Below are 24,508 nucleotides of genomic sequence, written 5' to 3' on the forward strand. Positions count from 1 at the left end.
TATATCAAGGTACTTGCTAATAGTCAAAGCCATCTGAAAAATGCATAAACTTATCTATTGACCTAGAGTTAACTATAAGGTTTAAACTTTTTTTAAGAGAAAAACGGAAGGGGTGAAATGAATAGAGGATATTTTTAACTTAAATTCTTATTCAAATTTATACAAGCGTATTCTCTTGGAATTATAGCTAAAAGGGAGAGAGAGTATTATGGCAATCAAAGACAAGGTAATTATTATTACAGGTGCTTCCTCAGGAATTGGCGAGGCTACCGCAAAATTATTAGCATCAAAAGGAGCGAAAGTCGTATTAGGGGCTCGTCGTGAAGATAAATTACACGAATTAGCGGAAGCTATCTCAAATAACGGAGGAGAAGCCATTTACCAGGTAACGGATGTTACAAAAATAGAAGATAGTCAGAAGTTAGTTGAATTAGCCAAAACGGAATTTGGCAAAGTCGATGTCATCTTTTTAAATGCCGGTTTAATGCCGAACTCCCCATTGTCCGAACTGAAGAGCAATGAATGGAATCAAATGGTTGATGTAAACTTAAAAGGTGTTTTAAATGGTCTTGAAGCAGTTCTTCCGGAATTTAAGAAACAAAAATCTGGTCATGTAATTACAACTTCTTCAGTAGCTGGACTCAAAGCTTATCCTGGTGGTGCCGTCTATGGTGCAACGAAATGGGCTGTTCGCGATTTAATGGAAGTGTTGCGTATGGAATCCGCACAAGAAGGAATCAATATCCGAACAGCAACCATTTACCCTGCTGCCATCAAAACGGAGTTATTGGAAACGATCACAGATGAAGAAACCGCAGAGGGGACAAATGCAATGTACAATCAGTATCAAATCGGTCCGGACCGTGTTGCCAATGTTGTTGCATTTGCAATCGATCAGCCGGAGGATACCAATGTGAATGAATTTACGATTGGGCCGACCACACAACCTTGGTAATAAAGAGGCTATCAGATTTAATTAACGAGAGGAAGGCAGCGATGACTAGATGGACAGATGAACAATTAGAATTTTTTAGTAATCAAGACGATTTTCATGTCTCCCTTTTATAGTGATGGCAAAACGTATAGAACACCGACATGGATTTGGTCAGTTGTAGTTGATAGCAATTTATATGTTCGCGCTTATAACGGACAACGTTCCAGATGGTATCAATCCGCCATTGAATAAGGCGTGGGACAAATGGTTATCAAAGAAGTTTCCTATTCCGTTTACTATATACCGATTGAAACGGGCGCATAATTAACGGAAAATATTAATCAAGCTTATCGAGAAAAGTATGGGGAGAGTCCATATGTACCTCCAATGATGACTCAGTGACCAATCAGTCCGACAATGAAAGTCACACCGCGCGAAGAAGCATAATTGGCGATTAAAAAAGCCAAATAGTGAATAAATAGATGGGAATAATCATCGATTCAGCACAAAATTCCTATCTACTCAGCGGGTAGCGAGCACTTATTTAAGTGAGAAATACAGACTAGAAGGGAGCGTATAAAATGGAACTAGAAAAGCTTTTATTCAAAATGAGAAATGAGGGTGTGATCCATGCTGGTTCAGAAGTAAATAAGGCGATGGTAGCAGTATCCGATGAAGCGAGACGTTTGTGTACACACTTGAATAATGGTGTTTATACAAATGAGCAGATCAGGCAACAAGTTTCACAAATTGTCGGTCAGGAGTTAGATGAAGACTTTTCGTTGTTTTTACCATTCACGACTGATTTCGGGAAAAATATTAAAATAGGGAAAAACGTGTTCATTAATTCTGGATGTCGTTTTCAAGATCAAGGCCAAATCTTCATCGGAGATCAAAGTTTAATTGGCCATAATGTTGTTTTGGCAACCATAAACCATAACTATAATCCATTAAATAGAGGAACCATGTATTTGAAACCAATTATATTGAAGGAGAGAACCTGGATCGGCTCTAATGCAACCATTCTTCCGGGAGTTACAGTTGGTGAAAATTCCATTGTTGCGGCTGGGTCAGTCGTTACGAAAGATGTCGAACCTAATACCATTGTCGGCGGAAATCCCGCAAAATTCATAGCACATTTAGAGGATAAAATAAAATAATAATCACTACAAATACTGTCGCTTTAAATAGTAAAGATAAAGGAGAACTACAAAATGGGCATGATTCAATTACATTAAAAGTAACAATGCCGCTACGTGAGCTCAAATGTTTTTCATGCTTTAAATACCAGCTATTTTAATTGAACAGCTGCCAGTTACCGAAATGAAAAATCCGTTGGAAATGCCGTTAAAAACAGTGGGGATTAAGGATTGCCACCAAGGCAATCCTTTTTTAGTACAGCAGCGATTCCAGTAAAATAGTATTTCACAATCTAGTCCTTTTACGACACCAACATTTGCTATCATTGCATCCTCTTCTTTCTGGATTTTCCATCCAAACTCGCTTGTCCCCTACCCTTCTTCTTAGCCACCAAATTTGGATTTATCTTCATTAGTTAAAAGGGTTGAAATTATCGTACATATACTGAAGAGATTGTTGACTTTCTAGTTGATATGAAATCACTTTTATCTGTAGGCTTTTCTATTGAAAAGTTAAGTTTACTAATAAATCAACAATCTAACACATCTTATCAGGATAAGAAAAAATTAATTGTAGAAAAAATCATCAAAATTAAAAACAACCCGAAGCGGCTGAAAAAGTCGGATAAGTTCTTGAAATGAATTTTGGAAGGAAAAGCAAATTTTCTAACGTGTTAAAAATTATTGTAGAACTGTGGTAAACAAATGGTACTTCCACAAACTGGCCCTTTTATGAATGGTGATTATTTATAGTCCAATTGCATGCTTCTCAAACTAATTAATTTTAATAAAAATTGTAATATTTAGTATACATTTCAAATAGGAAAGTACCATCTTTTCAACTGCGCCCGTTTCTGGAAGAAAGCTATTTATGAATAATTCTCTTTTTCTTTGCTATAAATCTCATAAGCAAAATACCCCAATAATAAACCTATCCCTGCTCCCAAGCCAATTGTAGATAGTAGGGAGATTGAGAAAAATAGGCTGAGAAGTATAGCAGTAGCACAGCCGACCATCATTCCAAGTGGTACTAAACTATCTAATAAATATGGAGTACCTTTTGATTTTTTCTTACCCAGCTTACCTATCTTATATTTATGTTTCACCCTGATACCTACAAATACTGCAATCCCACCTGCTATTAAAACAGGTAATAAAATACGCATAACTTCCAAATTTGGGCCCATATTAGAATGCTCCTTCTTCACTTTTCAATTATTTTAATTTTAATATAATTTACATCATTAAATGACCCTATTGTTCAAGTTCTTATTCCAGATTTGTGCACAATTCTTGATAGTCTTAGATTTTATTAGCTGATAAAATGTGTTTCAACTTGACTTTCACGTTAACGTTAATGTTAATAATAACAATAATCGCTATAAAATAAGAATGATGGATGAGGAGTTGAATCCTATTTATTCGATTGGAGAGATCATAAATAGAGTAAATGTGAGCAGAAGAACATTGCATTATTATGACCAAATTGAACTTTTGAAACCGACCAAAGTCAAAGATAGTGGTTACCGTTATTACGATACTAAAGCGTTAATAAAACTTCAGACTATTCTAGCGTTAAAATCAATGGACTATACGTTAGATCAGATTAAAGAATTACTTGACAAAAGTGAAAAAGCAGCTCCTATAAAACCGGAAGATGCTTGGATTCATTCATTAAGTGAACAAAAAAAATTTTGCATCAAACAAGATTGATGAATTAAGACGAAAACAATTTATTTTAAGGAGTATGTCCCAAACAATTGAAATGTCTGGTCACTATAATGAAGCGCATATTTTTGAATTGATAAAGAGATTGGATAGAACTGATTTTACTGATGGTGAAATACCAGCAACTTTTCCACAAGATATATTTACTGTTGATGAAATAAAAATTCTTGAACAGCTACCCTTAATAGGAAGTGACGACTCACGTATACAATGGACAATCGAACTTATTAAAGAAACACGTAAGAATATGCATGCCCACCCCAGCTCACCTATCGCGCAAGAACTTGCAAAACAATGGAAGCATTGTATATCTAGTTGGTTCAAAGGAGATGTAAAACTACAAGAAAAATATTTTAACTTTATTGATTCCACCAACAAAAATAACCAAATTATATTTGGATTAGATGAAAAGCTCATTAAATATATGGACCAAACTTTGTATTACTTAAGTCAAGAGGAGATTGATAAATCATGAGTTTACCAAGAGAAACGAGCGCTCACAAGGATTTTATAAAACATATAACGTTGTTTATCGTTATTCACATCATCATCAATATGTTGTTACGAACGGAATCTATGCCTCAATTTTTTTCTAGTATACAACAATCTATTTTGGAAGGTGAAATATGGTTTTACCAGGAGCAAACAGGGATCTTTATCACATTTATTTGGTTTGTTATTCTAATAGGACAAGGGTTCTATGTATTTTTTATTAAAAATACAATTAAACAAGAGGGCAACGATTGGTTATCGATTTCATTCTTGATTACAAATGGTATTTTTTTGTTGCAGGGGAAATTATTTTTTGGGGCAGTATCATTGGATTTTTATTGTTAAGATATGTGTTCAAACTAAACCGGCTAAATAAATATCTTATTTTACTATGGTTGCTAAGTGATTTGTGGCTATTGACACTCGGTATTCTCGATTTTATGAGAACAGGACATTTTAATACGTTTCAAATTATAATCATTATTGCCGTTATTTATGCGTTTACCGAAGGTAAAAAAGATATAAAAAAGATTGACGGTTTTGTCAACCGAACGATAACAAAATGGCAAAGCTAACCTCTATCAGAAACGAAATAAAATCGAACAGAGGAAACTTTTGTTAGTTTAAAATAGGGCTGTAAAGTCTGATTCAATAAAAAGATCAGAACCTGTTTTTGAAAAAAGATTGATCAAAACAGGTTCTCAAAATATTTCGTTCCGGAGAATTTTCATAAAAAAGTTTGATCATTTTCTGCTTGTGTTATTACGTTAAAGCGCCCGATTGCTTAACTGTAATTTATCCAAATACGACTGGTATCACAAGAACTACGACAAACCTTGTTTATAGTCTTTTTGAAGCATTCCCATAAGAATTTCATCAGAGTATGTATTGTTCATATATAGTGATTGCCTTAGTGTCCCTTCTTTTTTAAACCCTGCTTTTTCATATGCTTTAATGCCACGAATGTTGTGAGAGAACACCTCTAATTCTAAACGATTTAAATTAAGCTCCTCAAAAGTAAACTTTTGTGCAAGCTGAGTTGCTTCAGTACCATAACCTTTGTTTACAGTATTTCGACTATGTAGCGATATTCTAAACCCTGCTTTTTTATTATCTGAATCAATTTCTAAAATGGATAAATCACCTATAATCTGGTCATTATCTAGCAGACAAATGGCGAAATCATAGCGCGTAGGGTCTTTGCTGAACTGTTTATACTTTTCTGTGATTTCATCAAGTGTAAATGTCTTACGAGTTCCAGTCATATAAAGGAACTCTTCATTCTGACAAGAATTATAAATACTTTCGAAATCTTCATCTTTGATTGGTCTTAAGTACACCACTTTTCCCAGTATTACCATACGACTCCTACTTTCTTTTTCTCTTTGTTAAGAATAGTTTTATATTGTAGGGTTCTCCATCATAAGTAAAAACTCCTTTTTAGGCCCTTATGCACAATACAGGAGCAAATTCTTATTCCATTTTGCGCCCTTATGGAAGACTTGATTTCAAGATAATAGTAAAAACAATCTACTGCTTTTCCCCTATAGCTTACGTACACTACTTCTCAACCTTATTATCTTTTTCCCATTCTTCTAAAGTCATCATGTTAAATTGTTCTTCGAAATCTATCCTCAAAGGAGTAATTAATTCAAGACTATTACCATCGGGGTCTTTAAAATAAATAGCTGCATGAGCCTGAGGATTATTCGGTAGTACCAATGGCTGTTTTTCAGGTGGAAAGCCAAAATTAGTTGAGACAGTTATTCCTCTTTTTTCTAACCACTCTTTAATACTCTTTATATCTTCTCTATCTATTTGTAAGGCTAAATGTCTTAATGAGGGATGGTAAGGTGTATTAACTTTATCTGTCTCCCATAACCCTAACCAGCTTCTCCCTTCTCAATCCAGAAAAATACTAAGTTTTCTTGTTGGTATGCAATTTCTAAATCTAATTTTTTATAAAACTCAATAGATGTTTCAAGATTACTGACAGGTAAATGTGCTTCATAAATTCCTTTAATCAATTTCTTCCCTCCTTTCGTTTCCTAATTTAATTATAAATAATATTCAGTTCATTTAAAATTAAACCGCAACTTTAATGGCATACTTACAAATTCAAGATGAACTATCTATTATCTTTCTTACTCCAGAATATGGATTCAAAAAGTATGCCTTGTTCGACAAGCGCGCCTTTTGTTGAACACTGATCGATACTCATTAGAATGTGAAGAAAACAAATTAAAAGACAAAAAATATTATAACTAAACCACCAATCTGATATATTTAAATAAAGACGGTGATTCTTTTTATTTGCAGGTAATAACGGTAGTGGAAAAAGCACTTTTTGTAATTTGATTATCGACAAAATTGGTATTGATATCAACATTGATGCGATGCTGATGCTAGTGCATGCCTATCAGGGAAACACTGTCACAATCACACCATCCATATTGTTGCCTGATATCTCATAATGAAGTTTGGAAGGCACATGAATGGTCGTATTTTTATTAACAGCATAATAAGAGATCTGATATTTTTCCCCTTTCACACTAACAGAAATGGCTTTTTCTTCTTTTAAGTAATCCAAATATTCTTCTAGAGCGAAATTCTTTTCTTTCATAATCGCACTGTGAGGCAAACCAACATAGCGGATATGCCACGGTTCATATTGAATGCCAGTAATGTCCGTTTTATCCTCTGGATAGCGTAAAATGAACCCGTATTCCCAAGCATTTTCTTCTATCCACTTCCCTTCAGGTGCTTTAGCCATCGTCGTTTGAGTGGTTCCTACATCAAGCGATAAGCCCAAATTGTGTTCGCTATATCCGGCTGGCAAAGCAGTACCAGAGCCCTTTTCTTGATAAAGTTGCCTTTGATCATCAAAATTCCGATAGCCACTAGTAATCCAAAAATTATCAACTCCTTCTTTTTCTGCGGCAGTAATCATTTCTGAAAATTCACGTGCTATATCCACTGACAAATACGTATCGTTATATAACAATCCGAATCCCTTTACCAATTCATTGTGCGTAAAAAGATTGACGACATCTGATTTAATACCTTCTTGGCGAACAGGATATTCACTATTGACTAAAAGCAGATTTCCTTGATAGATTTGTTCTTCTATAATCTTTATTTTTTGGATATTATCATAAACCTTTCTATCCTCTTCTTGATCATACTCTTGTACTTCTACGTTTGCTATATCTTCTTTTGATTCAAAAAAAGAAACATTATTTGCGAAAACGAAACATGAGCACACTAGTAATAAAATTAAAAATCCCCACTTCTTCATATTTTAGCTTCCTCCTATTTTCTCTTTGCTTAAAAGGATAGCGAAAACTTCTTAAAAAAAGAGTGGGGTAAATTTTAAATTTTTCTTAAATCAGGTATCTGAAGTTATTCTATCTTCATTATTTCGTAAAGCTTCACTTTCCTTTTGGTAATCGAACTTTAAAAACTGTCTGTGTTAAGCTGCTTTGAACAGTAATTGATCCGCTGTGTTGCTCTACAATATTCTTCGCAATGAACAATCCAAGACCAGTGCTATTTTTGTGTTGAGTTCTTGCTTTGTCTCCAGTATAGAACATATCAAAGAGATGCGGGAGTTCCTCCGCAGGAATACTATCTCCATAATTCACAACTTGTACAACCACTTCTCCCGACTCAATATAGCCATTAACATCTACAAATTGACCATCGTATCCATACCGAGTCGCATTGATCAAAAGATTTTCAAACACACGTGCTAACAGCTCTCCGTCACCGGTAATAGGTAAGCTAGGAGTCATATTCATTCGGGCGATCAAATCATTTTTCGTAAAGACAGGATATAATTCTTCTTTCAATTGATTAAGGAGGTCACTTAAATTAATATTTTTTTGTTCAATTGGCAACATGCCATAGTTCATTCTCGTTATTTCGAATAATTCATCAATAAGACCTTCTAAACGCTGAGATTTAGTATAAGCAATCGTTAAAAAATGTTTAACTTGGTCTTTCGTCAAATTTTCATCCTTAAGGATTAAATCTAAATAGCCTAATACAGAGGTGAGCGGTGTACGCAGATCATGAGCTAAATTTACAACTAACTGATCTTTACTGCTTTCCGAGAATTCTCCTTTTTCAGTTGCCTGTTTCAATTTTTCACTAGCTAAATTAATATCTTGCGCAATATCTCTGAATTCATCATCTGAAAGGATTTGAACACGGTGATTAAAGTTGCCTTGAGCGAGATAGTGAATTCCGTTAGAAATATTATTAAAATAGGTCACGTAGCGCTTCGTGAGTAAGAAGAAAAACAATATCGAAAGTGGGATAAATATTAGTAAAAAAAAGTTAATGTCTCCAATTTCTCCAATGATTTGACGGAAATGGGCTAATGGACTTTTATAATCAACAACCGTGTAATAAAAATATTGAAGGGTTTTATAAATGATATACGTGATGGTACCTGACAGTAGCATACTTAAGCCAAATATTATAATCATTTTGGAACGAAAACTTCTTGAGAATTTAACCATTGAATGTATACCCCACGCCCCACACAGTTTTAATCCATTTGTGTGTTCGATTATCTTCTTTAAGCTTTTTCCTTATTGTACGAACATGGACCATAACGGTATTCCCACTCTCAAAATATGCTTCGTCCCACACCTGCTGAAAAATATTTTCTACACTGTAAACCTTCTTTGGATGACTGGCCAGTAGATACAAAATATCAAACTCTTTTGGTGTTAGCTCAATGTCCTCATCATATAGAGTAACCGTGCGTTGGTCAGGGGAAATCAATAACCCACCAAATTCTAGTTGCGTTTTATTATCCTTTTGGGGATGATTCAGGTTTATAAAGCGTCGCAATTGAGCATTTACACGAGCAACCAATTCAATGGGGGTGAATGGTTTAGTCATATAATCATCTGCTCCAATTACCAGCCCCTGTACTTTATCAAAATCAGAAGTTTTAGCACTCAAAAATATGATAGGCATATTATGCTGTTCGCGAATGCGACGAGTTACTTCATATCCATCCATTTTCGGCATCATAATATCCAAAATCAGCAAATCAAAGACCTGAGTCTCGACAAAACGAACAGCCTCTTGTCCATCCGATGCTTTAAAACACTGGTACCCTTCTTTTTCTAAATGAAAAGCAATTAAATCAGCAATTTCCTCCTCGTCATCAGCAATTAATATGGAAATATTTTTCATATTTACACCCCTACATAAAGTTTAGCATATAGATCCTATTCATTTTCTATTGTATCTTAACTTTTTCCAAAAAAATGGACGTATTATTGGGCTTAAAATTAACACAGCTCTTCAACTAAACTTCCCTTATTTCCATTAAATCCTTAACCATATCTTTGAAAAATACTGTATTTTCCTTTAAGCGCTACTCCACAATTTGGCCCTTTAGTTGAACTGTTAAGTTCTACGTCTCCTCTTATTGATGATCAGCCTCAGCTAGCATAATGTTATGTGTTTTTGTGTTTAGATAATTGCGTTTCAAATATCTGATCCTCTTGTTTAGTTTAAAAAATCTTTTTTATATCGAAAAGCTAGATATATTCCTGAAGCGATGAATGCAAATGAATATTTAAATAAGAAGAAAATTTGCCACATATATTCTTTTGGGAAAATGATATCGCATAAAATTACTCCAAATAACATAATAAGGGTACTTTTTAATTGTATTTGAATTGTTCTTTCATCAGCTTTTCCCATTTTTAGTAGAAATACGAACGTTAGAGCCAATCCGATTAAAAGCATTACAAAACCGATGCCAATAAGCATATTCCAATTAGCAGTTGATTCTTCCACCCAGGTTTTTAAAGGATTAAAAACAGACTCAATTTTCATTTTGATCACTGCCTTTCACATAAGTAAAAATATCGTTAACATCTACGTTAAAGAAATCAGCTATTCGAAAAGCTAAAACAAGAGAAGGGGAGTAATTATTTTTTTCCATAACAAATATGGTTTGTTTAGACACGCCAACAGCATCCGCCAACTCTTTTTGTGACATTCTCTTTAAAACCCTATGTTCGTACACTTTGTTTTCAATATAATCTTCAAAATCCTCCTTCAAAGTCGCTAACCTCCTTTTTCCTCTATAATCGCATCATAAATTATTTTTATATAAAAGTAAAGTAAAATTATACAAAATTAAAATAAAATATAATCGTATAAAAGTTTATATATGTGTGTGTTTGTTTGTTGGTCAATATTAAAAACAAAAAAAGGGCAGATTCAAATTAGAATCCAACCCACTGCTTAAGCCTTATTCAATAAAACGGTTCTATCCCAGCATACAGTTGTTCGATTATCGCGACCGTCTGGTTAAGGGGGGACTTTGGCAAAGTTCTACTTCGCATACTGATAAACATCCGGTCTCAGGTTTTTGAATATTTGGGGTTATTGACAAATAGCCTATCCACCGTAGTATCTAATGCATTTGCTATATTAAAAGCCAATTGTAAGGTAGGGTCATACTTGTCGTTTTCGATTGCATTAATTGTTTGCCGGGATACTTTGCAAATTTTAGCCAATTCTGCTTGAGATAATTTAGAAGAACTTCTTAACTCTTTAATATAATTTTTCATTTAACCACCGTACTTCTTTTTGAAAAATAATAATGAGATCAAATACACAATTGATATTGTCACAAGAAAAGTAAATGGATTTATCCCTTCGTATGCCCCTTCTATCTCAATGTTCAAATATCCTTTTCTAAAAAGCTCGATTAATACATATCCGATAACTACTGCAAACGTGTAAGATTGGGTTTTCATTTTGATAAAGTTTTTTCTTTCGTCTCCCAAAGGCGTCAAAGATACAAGCGTAAAAATAATTAAAATCACACTAATCATCAAAGCAATGATGAATAAAGTGAAAAAAATCCAATCCATATTTCATTCCTCCTCATCCGAAATGTCAAAAATATTTTACATATTTTCATCATATCATATGTACTTAAAATGTCAAATATACTTTACATCATCAGCAAAAGAGAATCCTCTTTAACGAGGATTACTAACTGTTTATATCCGATGAAATGGCCCAATTGAAGTAAAAACGTGATAAATATCGCCATAATAATAATTACAACTATTATTAAATTTAGAACTTCTAATAAATCCATTAAATAAATACCCCTTTAGTGTGTAATTTCTAAAGTTTTATATTATTATTTAAATCTTAATTATTCAGCATTACGCCCCAATGATAAACACCGATTTTATATTCAACAAAGGTTCCTTGTCTGTCAGGAAACCTTCTTTATAGTTACTCCATCAATTCGACAGAAAGTGTATTAATTTTAGCGGGATGCGATTCTAAAATAATGCCATCATATTCAACATTTATCTTGTCCCCAACTTGAAATTTATCAACTTTATTCACGGAAAGATCCACAAATACATTACCTTCTGTACTTCCTAATTTACCGTACACGAGCGCCGTGTTACCTGTAATTTCATTGATTGTCCCATTGAAATAGACACTTCCTGTATAAATGTCATTAGTTTTTTCATCACTTCCATTAATTGAACTTGAACACCCCAAAATAGGTAACAAGAAAATAATAGCCAAGCCTATACGTAATCTAAGCATCGATTTCTCCCTTCTTTATGGCGTAAGGAATCCTTATTATTAAGGAATGCACCCTTTTATTTATGGATTAATATTAAAAACGTATATCTAGTAACCGCTTGATATCTTTAAATCGTTTCTTATGTTTTTTCAGTAAAGATTTAAGGCTTCTGCAAAGAATTGAAATCTTTGTAAGGAAAAAGGATAGAAGTTATATCACTTAATACATAAAAAGCATTGAAAACATTTACTTATCCCATTCCTCCTTTAAAATAGCATAGGAATATTCATCCCACCATTGATCACCATGAGGGATGCATTTTTTAAAATAACCTTCTCTTCTCATTCCAATCTTTTCCATTACACGATAAGAAGGAATGTTTTCTGGCTGACATGTAGCTACAATTCTATGTATCTTTAAATCCGAAAAGCCATATTTTATTACTGCAGATGCAGCTTCGGATGCGTAACCTTTATTATAATATTCAGGATTAAATACCCACCCTATTTCATAAGAATGATTACCAAAATAGTTAAAAAACTCTAAATGCCCGATTAAACTATCTTCATCAGCTAGTATTACTGGGAACTTCTCAGCTGAATCACCAAGATTTTTCTTAATAAGCTCCTTTGTTTCTTCTTTCGTTAATACACCTTCTGGCATATATTTCATCACATTCTTTTGGGAAGTATACGTATGTACTTCTTCCCAATCAAGTAATTCAAAATTACGTATAATTAATCTTTCTGTTCTTATGTACATTCTTTCTCCTTTAAAAATTGAAGTTTGGAAAAAAACACGTTATTAATAAACGAGCCCTATATGGAACAATTACTTTTTCAGCTAACTTTCTAATAATTGATTACAAAGATCCCCACAAAGGCCTTGTGTTTTATATCTATTTACCATTTCTTTTAAATCAATGAATAAAACATTATCTTTTAGTACTTTCTCAAATTAGTAATATGCTAAATTCGGATTAATCGCTACCTCTGTGCCATCCATACATTTTGGTCTTTAAATTCCACTGGGACTTGTTCTAACCTTAAAATTCAGTTTAATTTCATTTTTTATCTTTCTCAATCACACGTTGAATGACATAAGCAGTACCAATTGTCGGATGGCCTGCAAATGGTATCTGTGAATCAGGGGTAAAAACCTTTACATTATATCCCCCATTCTTTTGTAATCCTAATATTATATTCAGAAAAGTTCATCTCCTTTGCAACCTTTTGCATTTCCTCTTGTCTTATACCCCCTTCAGGGAGGAAGACTGCCAATTAATTTCCTTGGTATTTGTTCCCAGCAAAGACATCAAAAATATAAAATTTCATAATAATCCTTCTCTCTAGGCGAATTTGAATATTTTCCTATTCCACAAAATGGCTTTGTTCTAACATAGAGCATAGATTCCTATCCGGGAAAAAGCGCCTGTATGCAGAACTTTTAAGGTGCTACGAGTTCTACTTTTATTCTGTCTGGGTCTTCAAAGTAAATGGCGTAATGTTCATCTCCCCCGGCGAAAGGATGCTGCTCTGTATAAAGTATGGTAATTCCTTTATCCTTCAATTTCTTAGTCATCTCATCAACGTGTTGGCGTGAGTCCGCATAAAAAGCCAAATGATTTAAACCTACTCTACATCTATGATATGGAACGTCAAGAAATCGTTCTTCTGTTTGGACAAAAACAATGTAGGTATCCTCTATTTTCCAACTCTGTCCACTTTCCCATTTTTGAAAAGGTTCGTATCCTAGTTCCTCAAGGTACCAACACCAAAAATCAATTGACCTTTTTAAATCGGAAACATATATCTCAATATGATGAAGTAATCCGTTTGACAAGAAATAACCCTCCTTCCCCTTATTCTGTTCTTGCGCTCGATTGCGAAAGTTAGATATAAACTTTATTTACCATCCGTATAGAATTTAAAAAACTTTTTCGTTGAGTTGATTTCATAAGGATACAAAGCATACTCAGTAGGTGAACTCGAATAACCATGTTGACATATCATATCCGTAAGATTTCTGCGATGATATGTGCCGTGGCTGACAATATGCTGAACCAATTCGGAAAGATAGGCTAAGAGGGCCCCTTTAAAGGTATTCTCTTGACTCTTAGAGTTTGGCTCGATAGCATCTTGATATACAGGTTTTAAAGCATTCATCTATAGATGGACTAAAATATTGACAAGCTTTCCGAACGGATCCCTAACGAAAAAACGGCGTACATCCCATGGCTCATTAGCCGGTCCATACTCAACTGGAATACCTGCTTCTTTTATGCGGGCTAATGCATCATCAAGATCATCAACTTCAATTGACAAATCGGGCACCGGAGTGCCGGAACCACCTTCTGAAAAGAAACTAATTTGCGTTTCCATTTTTTCATGTGATCCGTATGTTACAATAAAATCCATATTCATTAATTGATCAAGTCCAAGAACTTCCTCGTAAAAGTGCTTAGCTTTTGTAAAATCCTGAGTTTCCACATTGGCAACAATCCGTTTAATCTTCATCCTTATTTCCTCCAGCGCTATCATAAATTTGTTCTACAAATACAGAAGAAAGGGCGCCTCTTACCCCAGATAGGCGCCCGTTAATGTAAAGAGTTATACATTAGAATTTCCAGCAATTAAATAACCAAAGTAAAAAACTAAAAGTCATAAGTACATTTGAAATAATACCAAACTGCAAACTGATTCTCCCCTAATATTCCAAACACAATGACAGGCTGTTCTTCACTACCCATGACCGATGACTCAAAGCCTATATCCCGATAGAACCTAAGTAATTTTCCAATTTTCTTTTAACAGAGATCTTCCTTAATTATTATCCTTAGTAAGAAATTCGACAAATGAATAAAATATCCTTTAAGATGCTATCTTTCCGTCAAATCGGATCGATTGATCAAGTTCTTATTCCAGATCTGCCTCCATTGTGGAGGATTAAATGAAACATCTTGAAGAGAAGCTAGATTTGATTACTCTAAACAAATCAAGTAATACAATGACGTTTATAAGCAATAAAAAAGACTTTTCCTGGTGGTGATCCCTGAAAAGAGCCTTTTTACTACTTATTATTAATTTGTGCTTGATGTTAAATCATTAACTTTCCAGTGTACATCGGTAGGGTCAATAGAACTTACAACATAAAACATGTATTCATCTGCAACATTTGGAACTTCAAAAGAAACATCCAATGTCACTGATTCGTTTGGTTCGATTTGAACGTTTAAAGCGTTTTTGTCAGGAAGAACTTGTCCTTCATAAGATTTGTCCCCTGGTTCTTCACGCAATTCAAACTGTAATTCCGAAGGGTTAACTGTCTTCCCATCATCACGAACATTTTTCACAGTAAAACTAACAACGACAGAATAATTATTGTTAGATGTTGATTCTTCTGGTTTTATTTTTTCAGAATAAGCACTATTTACTGTTGTGCCATAATAACCACCTTTAGATCCTTCACCATACAACATAATCCCCTTTTCTAATCGTTCCATACGCTCTTGATCACCGTAAGGTTTTGTTGCTGGCCCTTGTTCATTATCTTCGTTCATTTTGTTATCCATGTTATTTTCTTCTTTTGCTTTCGTTACGTTGGATTCATTTTCTGATGTACTAATCATTCCATTAACCAAAAATAATCCCATAATTATGATACCTATACATGAGAGTCCAAATATTTTTTTCTTCATACAACCACCTTGATAAAAAAGTATTTATCCAAAATTTAACATAAAATCAGATAAATATGTATTTTAAACCCTAAGCCTATTCCAAAACTTAGCCCGATTGATCAAGTTCTTATTCCAGAAAAGCATCGTTTGTGGCATAGTCAAACCAAGATTCTCAAAATCGGACCTGTTTTATAGCGCCCTTAACGACGCTAATTTTCCCCACAAAAAAGACAACCGCAACAATCTGCGATCGCCTTACTTCGATCTATTTTTCCTCTTTTCAATTTCCTTTTTAATCATCGGTACACCTTTTTCTTTAACTGCTTTTTTCACTTTGGGGTTGTTCAGCAATTTTACAACCTTCGTCAATTTTGACATGGTTCATCCTCCTATTTATCATGACAAGACAAACATCTCTCTGATTTACTTTTATTATAACCTATTACCTGTCCAATATAAAACATTTCCCTTAACCGCCTCTTTAGATATAAAATTGTGTTTGTAGTATTTGATAAATCCGACAAACATTAAAATGGAACCGATGATGTTATAGGCAACGCGGAATCCGTGAACGATAAGGAATTCTTGTGCTGTTCGTTTTAAGAATTCAACAGAATGAACATCTACCCCTTCGATGAACAGAATCTCGTTACGTGACCATGCAAATACAATGGATGTCGCTCCTTCTAACACAATCATAAGGATACTGAATAAAATCCAATATCGGACTGACTCGGTCTTCCAGGCTAGCATCAACGCCAGAATTCCTGTTAAAATACTTGCTGCTCCTAAGGGTGGAAAATAGGTATGCGGGCTTGCCACTGCCATAAATTCCATTCCGAGCTCCAACGACTTGGGAATGTTATGAAAAATATTCGGATACAACAAGAACGTATCCACCAAAATACTTCCCAACAAAAGCCATTGAACCCAGAGGTGGACTAGTACTGTTCCAAACGTAAATTTTATTAACATAATCAAAGCTCCTTTATTTGAGACTCAAGGATGTGTCCCTTTGTTATTTTTCTAAAACCATCATAATCAATAAAGCTTAAATTCTTCTTATACAATTCTTAACGAATCCTTAATTCATTTTAGGTATAAAAAAACGAAGCTCTCGATGAACTTCGCTCTTATAATTCCTTATTTATTTTTTAAACCGGTAGCCTACTCCCCATATTGTTTGTATATACTTTGGATTGGAGGGATCTTCCTCTACTTTCTCCCTTAATTTTCTGATATGGACGGTTACAGTTGTAATATCTCCGAATGAGTCGATCCCCCAAATCCGTTCAAATAATTCTTCTTTCGCAAACACGCGGTCTGGATTTGAAGCAAACAATATTAATAAATCAAACTCTTTCGCACGTAACTCTTTTTCCTCTTCGTTAACAAAAAGCCTACGTGAATTCAAATCGATGTGCAGACCTTTTATACGAATTTCATTTGGTTCATGATTCTTTCCAACGAGCCGTTCGTATCTGGACAAATGGGCTTTCACCCTAGCGACAAGTTCACTAGGATTAAAAGGCTTCTGGATATAATCATCAGCACCACGATCAAATCCGCGTATTTTATTAATATCTTCTTTTCGTGCAGTGACCATTAAAATAGGAATATCCAAGCAATCTCGCAATTGTCTGCAAATGTCAAAACCATTAACACCTGGCAGCAATAAGTCCAGGATAATAAGGTCGTAATTGTTTTGTAAAGCTAGTTTTATTCCTTCTTCACCAGTAGTTGCAATATCAGAGAAATATCCATTTACTTCTAAATAATCTCTTTCCAATTCAGCAATATGCATTTCGTCCTCAATGATTAGAATCTTTTTCAAGACGACACCTTCCTAAGTGTAAAATAAATACTTGTCCCTTCCCCTTGATCGCTTTCAGCCCAAACCTTACCACCATGTTCTTCGATTATTTTTTTAACAATCGCTAACCCAAGTCCACTGCCCCCTGTAGAGGAATTTCTTGAAGTGTCTGTTCGATAAAAGCTTTCGAAAATACGGGGAACATCTTGCTTAGCGATCCCGCTTCCATTATCATTAATCTCAACTTTGACCTGTCGGGACTCAGATTTTAAGTAGACCCCAATCTTCTTATACTCTTTATCCATATATTTCAGGCTGTTTTGAACAATATTGGTCACGATCCGCCTTAATTGCTCACGATCTGCTTTCACGATATAATCATCATTTTTATCAGCCCTCAGAGCAGCTATCCCCTCTTCTTTTTCCAGGTCAAAAGCCAATTCATCAATAAAATCTGTGAAAAAAGAATATAAGTCTACTTCTTCAAACGTAAACGGGATTTGTTCGATATCTAATTTGGAATATCGAAATAAATTATCGATAAGACCATCCATATCGTTAGCCGTTTTATAAATGATATCCATATACCGTTCCAGTTTCTCCGGGTTATTTGCAACTCCATCCTGAATTCCTTTTACGTAGCCTTTTATCGATGTTAATGGCGTCGATAAATCATGTGAAATACTCGCAATCAGCTCCTGGCGGTTGCGTTCATACCTTGCTTGATTCTCTTTTGCCTGTTTTATCCTTAACCTCATCAATTCAAACGTATTGGAAAGCTCACCAAGCTCATCTTTCTTATTAGTTACAATTCTATATTCCAAATCGCCTTCACTAATCTTCCTCGCCGAAAAGATTAGTTGCTTTATCGGTATAATAATACTCCTGGACACGTAATACGTCAGTAAACCATTCGTAACAATCAAAATGAGTACAATCGAAATCAATCGCAAATTAAAAAATAACTGTAAATCCGAACCTTCTATGCTGCCATTAAGAATAACAAACATAACGTATCCTAATACTATTTCTACTAATAAAAACCCAACAATCGGAAGCATCACCATCCCTATGTTAGATAATATTAATCGTTGCTTAATGGACATGACCTTCACCTACTTACATTTACTGTTACTATCAACTATGAATTTAAACTAGTCGTTAAGATGAGTTTAGCATATCACTTATTTAATTTCAGATTGTTTTTTGTCAATAATCGGTACGATAACTGCACAAATAATGGTCGTAAAATACGAAAGATACTTAATACCAATTGGTTCGTTAAATAATATCATTCCCAATACTCCAATAAAACTTGATAACGCAATTCCAAGAACAAATCCTCCGATTAAGCCGACAAGTATTCCTAGAAATATTCTCATATTACGCCTTTCCCTTCAGATTATTTTTGTTATCGAATGTGAATTTCCATACTTTTGAAACCATTGAGTAGGACATTACAAAAAATAGAACACCAAAAACGGGATGCATCGCACCTAACAATGGTAAGTTAGCTGAAATATTCGCGGTGAAATACATTAGGAACATCGAAATTAGAATCCCTAACACTTGCCAATACGCCCAGTGTGGTAAGGCACCGATAAATGCAAAGACCAACATGAAAACCGGTATATTAAATCCAAATAAGTGAACGAATGTCATATGCTTCATCCAATTCGCCGGACTTATAAAAATAGCCATGCCTGCCAAAAAGATTTGAGTGACTACACTTAATGTAAAAATAATGGCTAATACAAGGTAGACAATCCTACCTATACGAACTCTCTGATTTATTTTTCGCAAATTGTTTCCTCCCTGTATTTGAACACTGTATCAATCATACAAACCAAATATAAAATCACTCTTAGGTAATTCTTAAATAATTCTTAAATAAAAACAGGATATTTCAACTAAAATAACGGTAGCTCATTTGGAGCTACCGTTGGTTTCATTACACTAATACTCTTTTCCGTTCTTTCCATTCAACCAAATATTCCTATATGAATAAATTACTAAGCATTATGGTGATCGAGAAATCATTTTAATAATGGGGCGTATAAGACTACTTCTACCTAAAGAATAAGCTTTATTATGCTGCGCTATTTTATCAAATAGTGACAAAATTTTTTGAGTCTTTTCACCTCTTTATTCTAATCTTGCGCCCGTTTAATTACCCTTCATTTATTTTCTTATTATCTTCACTTATAACATAAATTTTTTGAGTGCCGGGAAACGATTTTCTTACATTGTCGTATTGAAATAATCCTTTCACGAGCTTCTCAATATGTTCTCCAATTTCCTTGGCACTTGGATCTGAGCTGTTTATCGAGGTATTAATAAAGACAGGATCATTAGGAGTTAATACGGTCGTAGACGTAATTTGAAGACCTTCTATATCCTTCAATCCCTGGTTGATGGCTGGAATAATTTTCAACTCCCAGTTTCGTTTTATACCATCAGTAAAATATGTTGGGAAGTCCTTAACATTAAGCCCTTTTTCTTCAGCAAGCTTGATAAATTCTTTATGATAGTTGTTAATCTTTTGAGGGTCCTTAATCTTTTTATGTTTTTTATAAAAAGACAAATTAAGTGTTTCATGGCGGCCATCGGTGGATGTAATCCCACCTCCTGCGTGAACCTGTATTTGATGGATCTGTTCCATTTTCTGTGCAACTTCCTTCATCATTTTTTGCTCTCGTTTTAACCTTTCTGTCACATTGGTGTCATTGGCATAAGCAAGAACTTTAACATCATAACCCTTATATTTTTTTGATTTCAGGACCTGTTCAATACGTTGTTTAAGGTCATATAAATAATTTAAATCACTCTTGGCATAAGGCCTATATACAAAAATAATTTCTTTTTGGGCATGGGAAATGGTTAATTCACGGCCATCTGGAAAGCCTTTTTTCTTAAATACCTCTTTTAAAGAGTCGTGTATAGCATTTTCCAATTTGATGTTTTCGTTAATCATTTCATAATGGGTAATTAATTGATTTGAACTGCCTTTAACTTTTGCTGACGTAACTTCACTGAATCCGGTAAAGTCAAGACCAACGAAGCCTATTAACAGCAGCACTGTTATTTTCCTAACAATTCGTTTATTCAACCGTAGACCTCCTAGGTACATTCACTTTATTTATAGTTATATTTACCCTTAGTTAACGATTTATTCGGAGGTTCTATTTCGATTCCAGATATGCAGGCTATTGCGGTACACCTATGGTAACTCGTAAAATCCGTTTATAAGAAGGTACAGTATTATTTGCCTGATGTCCTTCAGCTACGATTTAACTTTGAGAGGATAGTAAACATTTTCTAGAAATCTACTTCACTTAGCTCTTTTATTTCACCTAATAGTTCTTTGTGTTTTTTAATCGTAATTAGAGGTTCTTGTAGTGAATTAACATCACTATATGGAAATATAAAGGTTCCATCTTCTAATACGTAAAAAGCATACGAAGCTTTCTTACCTACTTTTAATTCTTTGCCTTCAGAAAAGGCAAACGTATAATTATCCTGTGTTTTCATTTTCTCAAATACCTTCTCAGAAGTTGTTCTTTTTACCTTAAGTCCCTCTATAATAGTTAATATTTGTTTTATCTTTTGTTTTTCATTCACCATTTTAGTCAATTCTTCAGATGATGAATTATTTACCGATTTTTGAATCAATAACGACCCCGATAAATCTTTATCCTTTACTTGTTTAACTTTTTCATTATCAGAACAGGCACTTAATATAATTGCAAAAAGGATTAGAATTGAAACTAAATATTTAATAAAAACACCCCTAATTTTTCCAAGATTATTCCTGATTCGCGCCCTTTAATGAAAGACTAATTTCATTATTACACTTCTATGTCTAAATTTTTATGGACCATATTTTTTAATAATTCGATGTCTTTATTAGTCTTAAAAAATCTCTTAGGTAAAAGAATGGCTTTATTCCTAGAAACATATAAACGAAACATTTTCTTATGTTCGTATGCTTTAAAAATATCTCCCCATTCAAAATATGTATTCGAACTTCCTCTTTTCTGATGAATTCTTTGTTCACTAATCAAATAAGAAAGATCGTGTCTTATTTGTGTATCGCTTTGAAATTCTTTACGAACTCTTATCCGTAGTATGAATTTAAGTATCAATATTAACGGAACCGTAATAAAAGAAGCTGTAAGAGAAGATAATATTATAGTAATCCAAGCCACGAAAATTGAATACCCAAATAAGAAAGATAAGAAAATCCCTATTTTATAAAAAAGTAAGACAATTATAGCACTTAATATGATTACCTGAAATATAAAATTCCCCATAAGATATTTTCTTATATGTTAAGCATTATGCAGTTTAAAATCCTCATATGTAATGTTCCCCGTTAACAAGATCTCTGCATTTTCTCTTTCCATTTACTTCTCTGCCTCTCTATCATGGTTTTATTCTTAATAATAAGTATCCACAATAACAAACTATATCTCCCTTTTCAAAATAATTCCATAGCCTAATTGCGTTAACGCGCCCTTTGTTGAAGAAATCCATTTTGTTTTTAATTAAAAGGTACTTTTCTTTTCCAATTGTGGTTTGAATAAATAAATGACAATACAGTCGCTCCAACAACACTTGGTAGCAAAATAAATGATAAAAATTGAAGTGTGAACATCCCACTCACATCAAAATGTCCGTGAATAGGTCCTAAAATTTGTGTTGCTGTCATAATTGCAGCATGAAATCCAATTGATGTCCACACACTTCTAGATACAGCCCTAAACACACCTAAAATAATTGCAAAACCTGGGATAAATTGAAGCTGTTCAACAGAATACATCGCCCCTATAAAAGAGGCAAATAAGGAAAACAACAAAGCTTGTAAGATGATTGTCCCCCAATGAGGGAATAACGCATTTAAGTAACGATAGATATATCCCCTAAAAACAAGTTCTTCAGGCAAGGCTTCTAAAAAAAATACAGTTATGAATAAAATCAAAATACTCATCAATAGGTAACTCAAATCTGTATAAACTTTTATTTCAACCCACCCAAGCATTAAGCAAATATATAAGCCAATAAATGCAGGAATTGTCCAGAGAAAAAAACCAAGAAGAAATGAAAAAATATTTGTTCTAACAGTTAACTGCCCAAGTTGGTTCCATGAAGTTTTGTCAGTTTTTAGTGCAATCTGTAAGAGAATAACGGTTAAAACAGTTGTGATTAGAGCAATTATGAAGTGGCTAAGAGGACTATATTGTTGAGCCATAAACGTATCACTAAGATAGGTTATAAAATTCCAAATGATAATACTTGAAGCCGACACTGCAGCAATCCTTATTATTATGTCTTTCATTTTATAATTTTTCACCCAATTCACTTTCCTCTCCGCTCTCACCCTTTAGATTTTAATTTCCTAATATTCAATTCTCCTTTCGCAATCCTTCCTCGTTAGTTTAAGTTCATGTCTCACAATGTAACTATGATCTTAACATAAATATCAAGCTTCATATTCCAAAACCTGGCCCGATTGTTATGCAATCATTAGACCAACCTTTGCACCAAGATCTGTTGCCCAAGAACATAAAAATTTTACCATAATGAGAAACCAAGAAATCGCCAAGTCTTTTTGGGGTATTTAAATTGAATAATATAAAAGATGACTAAGATGCGAAAGAAACTTCAGTAGCATATACATCTCGGAGCCAATTCCCCCTTCACTCATTCCAGTCCCGAATAAGCCTAATACGATATACGACAATAATAAAAGCAAAATAATAATGTTATATAATGAAATGCCTTCTTACTCAACTATATCAATCCTAATATTTAATATTTTTATCCTTTTGCTATTTCTTCCACTAACTGATCCTATTGTTCAATTTCTATTCCAGATTTCGCTCAATAGCTGAAAGATTATCGAAGTAACTTAAATTTGTTTATATTTGTTTGTAAAGCAAATTTCACAATAAATACTCCCATTTGTGGATTCCACCCATTAATTAGTGATCGACTCTGTTATTCCAGAGCACCCTTTTCCGGCGATTTTGCGATTGCTGCCATGAACTCATCAAGTTTAATTTCTTCACAAGTACCACAAGTGTTTTTTCAATTTTGATAAAAGCCCATATTATCACCCCGAATTATTTCATGTAGTGTTATCCTACACAAAATCTTCTCACACTCTTGCTTCCGATTGTTTCTTTATTTCGTTCTTTTTTTTAATGCGGTTATTATAATCGCAAATAAAACTATACTTAATACAGAACCCAGAGCAAAACCTAAAGAAATGAAATCAAAAACAAGATATACAATTAACATACATAAAAGATATCCTGCCACAAAAGCCAGCAAAAAACGCTTTAGCTTCATCACTAATCCCTCCATAAACTAGTCTTTATAAGCAATTTAAACGCATCTCTATATTAAGAATAGCACCTGATTTGAAGAAGATTGGTTTAAAGATTAGAAGACTTTTAAGTGGCGTTTTATTCCAACCCACGCTTATACCTAAAAAACATCACACCGGAATAAACCACTGTGAAGGTTATTGAAGAAATAAGAAAATTGGATAAACCTCCAGAAAATAAAACGAAATCTATTATAAAAAATGTGATGTTCACCAAAAGTAAGACTATTGCTGTCCTCAACAATAAATTATAATTTTTCCATTTGGGCGAACGATCCAACATCAAAGCAAATATACCCAAAACTAACACAAAGAAGAATCCAAATAAGGATACAATTAGACTTTTTTGCTCCACGACATAGGTAGAATAGAAAACAACAGCAGATAAAACAACAAAAAATAAAATACCAATCCACATCTTAACTCCGATTGTCCAGTTCATATTTTCCCTCTCTTTTCCGCAAAATGATCCTTATATACGATATTGACGCTAGAGAACATTGCATTCCTCCTTTGTTGCGTATAGAAAAGAATAGCATGAAAAATTTCAAGTATTTTTTGCTCGCCAACTTGTATATTTCAATCAGCTATTAATTTTTCTCCTAAAATAGTTTTGCTGGATCAGGTGTTAGAGTCAAACCTTTTTTCAATGACCTCTTTTTGTATAATATATAATGTTTATCACTGTACTTAAAATTTACTTTATTGGCACCGAATGTGACAGCCTTACTGTTT

33 protein-coding genes and 1 pseudogene are annotated in these 24,508 nt (G+C 33.8%); 6 read left to right on the plus strand and 28 right to left on the minus strand.

The genetic code is table 11. The features are described 5' to 3' along the window. Positions 1-208 precede the first annotated feature (208 nt). The 3 genes from M948_RS36255 to M948_RS36260 all read left to right on the plus strand — a co-directional run bounded on the left by M948_RS36255 (position 209) and on the right by M948_RS36260 (position 2,094). Entirely contained in the window at positions 209-955 is a 747-nt protein-coding gene (locus tag M948_RS36255) for an SDR family oxidoreductase (RefSeq protein WP_021291416.1), read from the plus strand. Positions 956-1,051: 96 nt separating this feature from the next. Further along, a complete protein-coding gene (locus tag M948_RS43695) occupies positions 1,052-1,186 on the plus strand; it encodes a DUF2255 family protein (RefSeq protein WP_231378687.1) in 135 nt (44 codons plus the stop codon). A 329-nt stretch (positions 1,187-1,515) separates the two neighbouring features. Further along, on the plus strand, positions 1,516-2,094 hold the full coding sequence (locus M948_RS36260; protein ID WP_021291417.1) for a DapH/DapD/GlmU-related protein: 579 nt from the start codon (positions 1,516-1,518) through the stop codon (positions 2,092-2,094). Positions 2,095-2,942: 848 nt separating this feature from the next. Here the strand turns inward: M948_RS36260 and M948_RS36265 are convergent. Beyond that, positions 2,943-3,260 carry a hypothetical protein gene (locus M948_RS36265; protein WP_021291418.1) on the minus strand — a complete coding sequence of 106 codons (318 nt, stop codon included), beginning with the start codon at positions 3,258-3,260 and terminating at the stop codon, positions 2,943-2,945. A 139-nt stretch (positions 3,261-3,399) separates the two neighbouring features. On the opposite strand from M948_RS36265, the gene M948_RS36270 reads away from it, so the two are divergent. From M948_RS36270 to M948_RS42585, 3 genes are read left to right on the plus strand one after another with little or no spacing between them, the layout of a single operon-like run. Beyond that, entirely contained in the window at positions 3,400-3,786 is a 387-nt protein-coding gene (locus M948_RS36270; protein ID WP_155974808.1) for a MerR family transcriptional regulator, read from the plus strand. Positions 3,787-3,820: 34 nt separating this feature from the next. Then, positions 3,821-4,276 carry a hypothetical protein gene (locus tag M948_RS36275; RefSeq protein ID WP_021291420.1) on the plus strand — a complete coding sequence of 152 codons (456 nt, stop codon included), beginning with the start codon at positions 3,821-3,823 and terminating at the stop codon, positions 4,274-4,276. Further along, positions 4,273-4,638 (plus strand): hypothetical protein, encoded by a 366-nt coding sequence (locus M948_RS42585; RefSeq protein WP_021291421.1) that lies wholly within the window; start codon positions 4,273-4,275, stop codon positions 4,636-4,638. The genes M948_RS36275 and M948_RS42585 overlap by 4 nt, the downstream gene beginning before the upstream one ends. 479 nt (positions 4,639-5,117) lie before the next feature. Here the strand turns inward: M948_RS42585 and M948_RS36280 are convergent, their stop codons facing one another. From M948_RS36280 to M948_RS43255, 27 genes and pseudogenes are all read right to left on the minus strand, one after another. Continuing rightward, the gene (locus M948_RS36280; protein WP_021291423.1) at positions 5,118-5,654 is read right to left on the minus strand and encodes a GNAT family N-acetyltransferase; all 537 of its coding nucleotides are present in this window, start codon (positions 5,652-5,654) and stop codon (positions 5,118-5,120) included. 199 nt (positions 5,655-5,853) lie between these two features. After that, positions 5,854-6,320 (minus strand): annotated as a pseudogene (locus tag M948_RS36285) (VOC family protein). 392 nt (positions 6,321-6,712) lie between these two features. Next, entirely contained in the window at positions 6,713-7,591 is an 879-nt protein-coding gene (vanY, locus tag M948_RS36290; protein WP_021291426.1) for a VanY-A/VanY-F/VanY-M family D-Ala-D-Ala carboxypeptidase, read from the minus strand. 133 nt (positions 7,592-7,724) lie between these two features. Continuing rightward, positions 7,725-8,819: a sensor histidine kinase gene (locus tag M948_RS36295; protein ID WP_021291427.1), complete on the minus strand. Its 1,095-nt coding sequence runs from the start codon at positions 8,817-8,819 to the stop codon at positions 7,725-7,727. Further along, entirely contained in the window at positions 8,812-9,507 is a 696-nt protein-coding gene (gene vanR, locus M948_RS36300; protein ID WP_021291428.1) for a vancomycin resistance response regulator transcription factor, VanR-F/VanR-M family, read from the minus strand. The genes M948_RS36295 and vanR overlap by 8 nt, the downstream gene beginning before the upstream one ends. Positions 9,508-9,825: 318 nt before the next feature. Next, on the minus strand, positions 9,826-10,158 hold the full coding sequence (locus M948_RS36305) for a hypothetical protein (protein WP_021291429.1): 333 nt from the start codon (positions 10,156-10,158) through the stop codon (positions 9,826-9,828). After that, positions 10,148-10,387, minus strand: a complete 240-nt coding sequence (locus M948_RS36310) for a helix-turn-helix transcriptional regulator (protein WP_021291430.1) — start codon at positions 10,385-10,387, stop codon at positions 10,148-10,150. Before M948_RS36310 ends, M948_RS36305 begins: the two co-directional genes overlap by 11 nt. A 304-nt stretch (positions 10,388-10,691) precedes the next feature. Beyond that, positions 10,692-10,901 (minus strand): helix-turn-helix transcriptional regulator, encoded by a 210-nt coding sequence (locus M948_RS36315; protein WP_021291431.1) that lies wholly within the window; start codon positions 10,899-10,901, stop codon positions 10,692-10,694. Beyond that, positions 10,902-11,207, minus strand: a complete 306-nt coding sequence (locus M948_RS36320) for a hypothetical protein (RefSeq protein WP_021291432.1) — start codon at positions 11,205-11,207, stop codon at positions 10,902-10,904. It lies immediately after the preceding gene. A 376-nt stretch (positions 11,208-11,583) separates the two neighbouring features. Further along, positions 11,584-11,910: a DUF3221 domain-containing protein gene (locus M948_RS36325; protein WP_021291434.1), complete on the minus strand. Its 327-nt coding sequence runs from the start codon at positions 11,908-11,910 to the stop codon at positions 11,584-11,586. A gap of 226 nt (positions 11,911-12,136) precedes the next feature. Then, positions 12,137-12,652 carry a GNAT family N-acetyltransferase gene (locus M948_RS36330; protein ID WP_021291435.1) on the minus strand — a complete coding sequence of 172 codons (516 nt, stop codon included), beginning with the start codon at positions 12,650-12,652 and terminating at the stop codon, positions 12,137-12,139. A 301-nt stretch (positions 12,653-12,953) separates the two neighbouring features. Beyond that, the gene (locus tag M948_RS44020; protein ID WP_155974822.1) at positions 12,954-13,097 is read right to left on the minus strand and encodes a PhzF family phenazine biosynthesis protein; all 144 of its coding nucleotides are present in this window, start codon (positions 13,095-13,097) and stop codon (positions 12,954-12,956) included. Between the two features lie 239 nt (positions 13,098-13,336). Then, complete coding sequence (locus M948_RS36335; RefSeq protein WP_021291437.1) at positions 13,337-13,732, minus strand: VOC family protein; 396 nt, start codon at positions 13,730-13,732, stop codon at positions 13,337-13,339. Positions 13,733-13,794: 62 nt separating this feature from the next. Continuing rightward, positions 13,795-14,055: a DinB family protein gene (locus tag M948_RS42915; RefSeq protein ID WP_021291438.1), complete on the minus strand. Its 261-nt coding sequence runs from the start codon at positions 14,053-14,055 to the stop codon at positions 13,795-13,797. Continuing rightward, positions 14,056-14,406: a VOC family protein gene (locus M948_RS36340; protein WP_021291439.1), complete on the minus strand. Its 351-nt coding sequence runs from the start codon at positions 14,404-14,406 to the stop codon at positions 14,056-14,058. Between the two features lie 563 nt (positions 14,407-14,969). Further along, complete coding sequence (locus M948_RS36345; protein WP_021291441.1) at positions 14,970-15,587, minus strand: DUF4352 domain-containing protein; 618 nt, start codon at positions 15,585-15,587, stop codon at positions 14,970-14,972. Positions 15,588-15,824: 237 nt separating this feature from the next. Next, positions 15,825-15,947: a hypothetical protein gene (locus M948_RS43855; RefSeq protein ID WP_021291442.1), complete on the minus strand. Its 123-nt coding sequence runs from the start codon at positions 15,945-15,947 to the stop codon at positions 15,825-15,827. 54 nt (positions 15,948-16,001) lie between these two features. Then, positions 16,002-16,544: a hypothetical protein gene (locus M948_RS36350; protein WP_021291443.1), complete on the minus strand. Its 543-nt coding sequence runs from the start codon at positions 16,542-16,544 to the stop codon at positions 16,002-16,004. Positions 16,545-16,716: 172 nt separating this feature from the next. After that, positions 16,717-17,403 (minus strand): response regulator transcription factor, encoded by a 687-nt coding sequence (locus M948_RS36355; protein ID WP_021291444.1) that lies wholly within the window; start codon positions 17,401-17,403, stop codon positions 16,717-16,719. Beyond that, complete coding sequence (locus tag M948_RS36360) at positions 17,400-18,488, minus strand: sensor histidine kinase (protein ID WP_021291445.1); 1,089 nt, start codon at positions 18,486-18,488, stop codon at positions 17,400-17,402. Before M948_RS36360 ends, M948_RS36355 begins: the two co-directional genes overlap by 4 nt. A 78-nt stretch (positions 18,489-18,566) precedes the next feature. Next, positions 18,567-18,764, minus strand: a complete 198-nt coding sequence (locus M948_RS36365) for a DUF5957 family protein (RefSeq protein ID WP_021291446.1) — start codon at positions 18,762-18,764, stop codon at positions 18,567-18,569. A gap of 1 nt (position 18,765) precedes the next feature. Further along, entirely contained in the window at positions 18,766-19,185 is a 420-nt protein-coding gene (locus M948_RS36370) for a DUF6220 domain-containing protein (RefSeq protein ID WP_021291447.1), read from the minus strand. A gap of 367 nt (positions 19,186-19,552) precedes the next feature. Further along, positions 19,553-20,491 (minus strand): DUF4030 domain-containing protein, encoded by a 939-nt coding sequence (locus M948_RS36375; RefSeq protein ID WP_021291448.1) that lies wholly within the window; start codon positions 20,489-20,491, stop codon positions 19,553-19,555. 209 nt (positions 20,492-20,700) lie between these two features. Continuing rightward, positions 20,701-21,054: a hypothetical protein gene (locus M948_RS36380; protein WP_021291449.1), complete on the minus strand. Its 354-nt coding sequence runs from the start codon at positions 21,052-21,054 to the stop codon at positions 20,701-20,703. Between the two features lie 176 nt (positions 21,055-21,230). Then, on the minus strand, positions 21,231-21,695 hold the full coding sequence (locus M948_RS44025) for a YcxB family protein (protein WP_021291450.1): 465 nt from the start codon (positions 21,693-21,695) through the stop codon (positions 21,231-21,233). A gap of 230 nt (positions 21,696-21,925) precedes the next feature. Beyond that, a complete protein-coding gene (locus M948_RS36390) occupies positions 21,926-22,744 on the minus strand; it encodes a CPBP family intramembrane glutamic endopeptidase (protein WP_021291451.1) in 819 nt (272 codons plus the stop codon). An 824-nt stretch (positions 22,745-23,568) separates the two neighbouring features. Then, positions 23,569-23,736, minus strand: a complete 168-nt coding sequence (locus M948_RS43255; protein WP_021291452.1) for a hypothetical protein — start codon at positions 23,734-23,736, stop codon at positions 23,569-23,571. Positions 23,737-24,508: the final 772 nt, after the last annotated feature.

It is taken from the genome of Virgibacillus sp. CM-4, from assembly GCF_000445495.1.
In the GTDB taxonomy this organism is placed as follows: Bacteria; Bacillota; Bacilli; order Bacillales; family Amphibacillaceae; genus Virgibacillus; species Virgibacillus salexigens.

Bases quoted from the DNA above. Each gene is read 5' to 3' on its own strand.
- M948_RS36255 (WP_021291416.1), top strand. From the start codon at position 209: ATGGCAATCAAAGACAAGGTAATTATTATTACAGGTGCTTCCTCAGGA.
- M948_RS43695 (WP_231378687.1), top strand. From the start codon at position 1,052: ATGTCTCCCTTTTATAGTGATGGCAAAACGTATAGAACACCGACATGG.
- M948_RS36260 (WP_021291417.1), top strand. From the start codon at position 1,516: ATGGAACTAGAAAAGCTTTTATTCAAAATGAGAAATGAGGGTGTGATC.
- M948_RS36265 (WP_021291418.1), bottom strand. From the start codon at position 3,260: ATGGGCCCAAATTTGGAAGTTATGCGTATTTTATTACCTGTTTTAATA.
- M948_RS36275 (WP_021291420.1), top strand. From the start codon at position 3,821: ATGTCCCAAACAATTGAAATGTCTGGTCACTATAATGAAGCGCATATT.
- M948_RS42585 (WP_021291421.1), top strand. From the start codon at position 4,273: ATGAGTTTACCAAGAGAAACGAGCGCTCACAAGGATTTTATAAAACAT.
- M948_RS36280 (WP_021291423.1), bottom strand. From the start codon at position 5,654: ATGGTAATACTGGGAAAAGTGGTGTACTTAAGACCAATCAAAGATGAA.
- vanY (WP_021291426.1), bottom strand. From the start codon at position 7,591: ATGAAGAAGTGGGGATTTTTAATTTTATTACTAGTGTGCTCATGTTTC.
- M948_RS36295 (WP_021291427.1), bottom strand. From the start codon at position 8,819: ATGGTTAAATTCTCAAGAAGTTTTCGTTCCAAAATGATTATAATATTT.
- vanR (WP_021291428.1), bottom strand. From the start codon at position 9,507: ATGAAAAATATTTCCATATTAATTGCTGATGACGAGGAGGAAATTGCT.
- M948_RS36305 (WP_021291429.1), bottom strand. From the start codon at position 10,158: ATGAAAATTGAGTCTGTTTTTAATCCTTTAAAAACCTGGGTGGAAGAA.
- M948_RS36315 (WP_021291431.1), bottom strand. From the start codon at position 10,901: ATGAAAAATTATATTAAAGAGTTAAGAAGTTCTTCTAAATTATCTCAA.
- M948_RS36320 (WP_021291432.1), bottom strand. From the start codon at position 11,207: ATGGATTGGATTTTTTTCACTTTATTCATCATTGCTTTGATGATTAGT.
- M948_RS36325 (WP_021291434.1), bottom strand. From the start codon at position 11,910: ATGCTTAGATTACGTATAGGCTTGGCTATTATTTTCTTGTTACCTATT.
- M948_RS36330 (WP_021291435.1), bottom strand. From the start codon at position 12,652: ATGTACATAAGAACAGAAAGATTAATTATACGTAATTTTGAATTACTT.
- M948_RS42915 (WP_021291438.1), bottom strand. From the start codon at position 14,055: ATGAATGCTTTAAAACCTGTATATCAAGATGCTATCGAGCCAAACTCT.
- M948_RS36340 (WP_021291439.1), bottom strand. From the start codon at position 14,406: ATGAAGATTAAACGGATTGTTGCCAATGTGGAAACTCAGGATTTTACA.
- M948_RS36345 (WP_021291441.1), bottom strand. From the start codon at position 15,587: ATGAAGAAAAAAATATTTGGACTCTCATGTATAGGTATCATAATTATG.
- M948_RS43855 (WP_021291442.1), bottom strand. From the start codon at position 15,947: ATGTCAAAATTGACGAAGGTTGTAAAATTGCTGAACAACCCCAAAGTG.
- M948_RS36350 (WP_021291443.1), bottom strand. From the start codon at position 16,544: ATGTTAATAAAATTTACGTTTGGAACAGTACTAGTCCACCTCTGGGTT.
- M948_RS36360 (WP_021291445.1), bottom strand. From the start codon at position 18,488: ATGTCCATTAAGCAACGATTAATATTATCTAACATAGGGATGGTGATG.
- M948_RS36365 (WP_021291446.1), bottom strand. From the start codon at position 18,764: ATGAGAATATTTCTAGGAATACTTGTCGGCTTAATCGGAGGATTTGTT.
- M948_RS44025 (WP_021291450.1), bottom strand. From the start codon at position 21,695: ATGGGGAATTTTATATTTCAGGTAATCATATTAAGTGCTATAATTGTC.
- M948_RS43255 (WP_021291452.1), bottom strand. From the start codon at position 23,736: ATGAAGCTAAAGCGTTTTTTGCTGGCTTTTGTGGCAGGATATCTTTTA.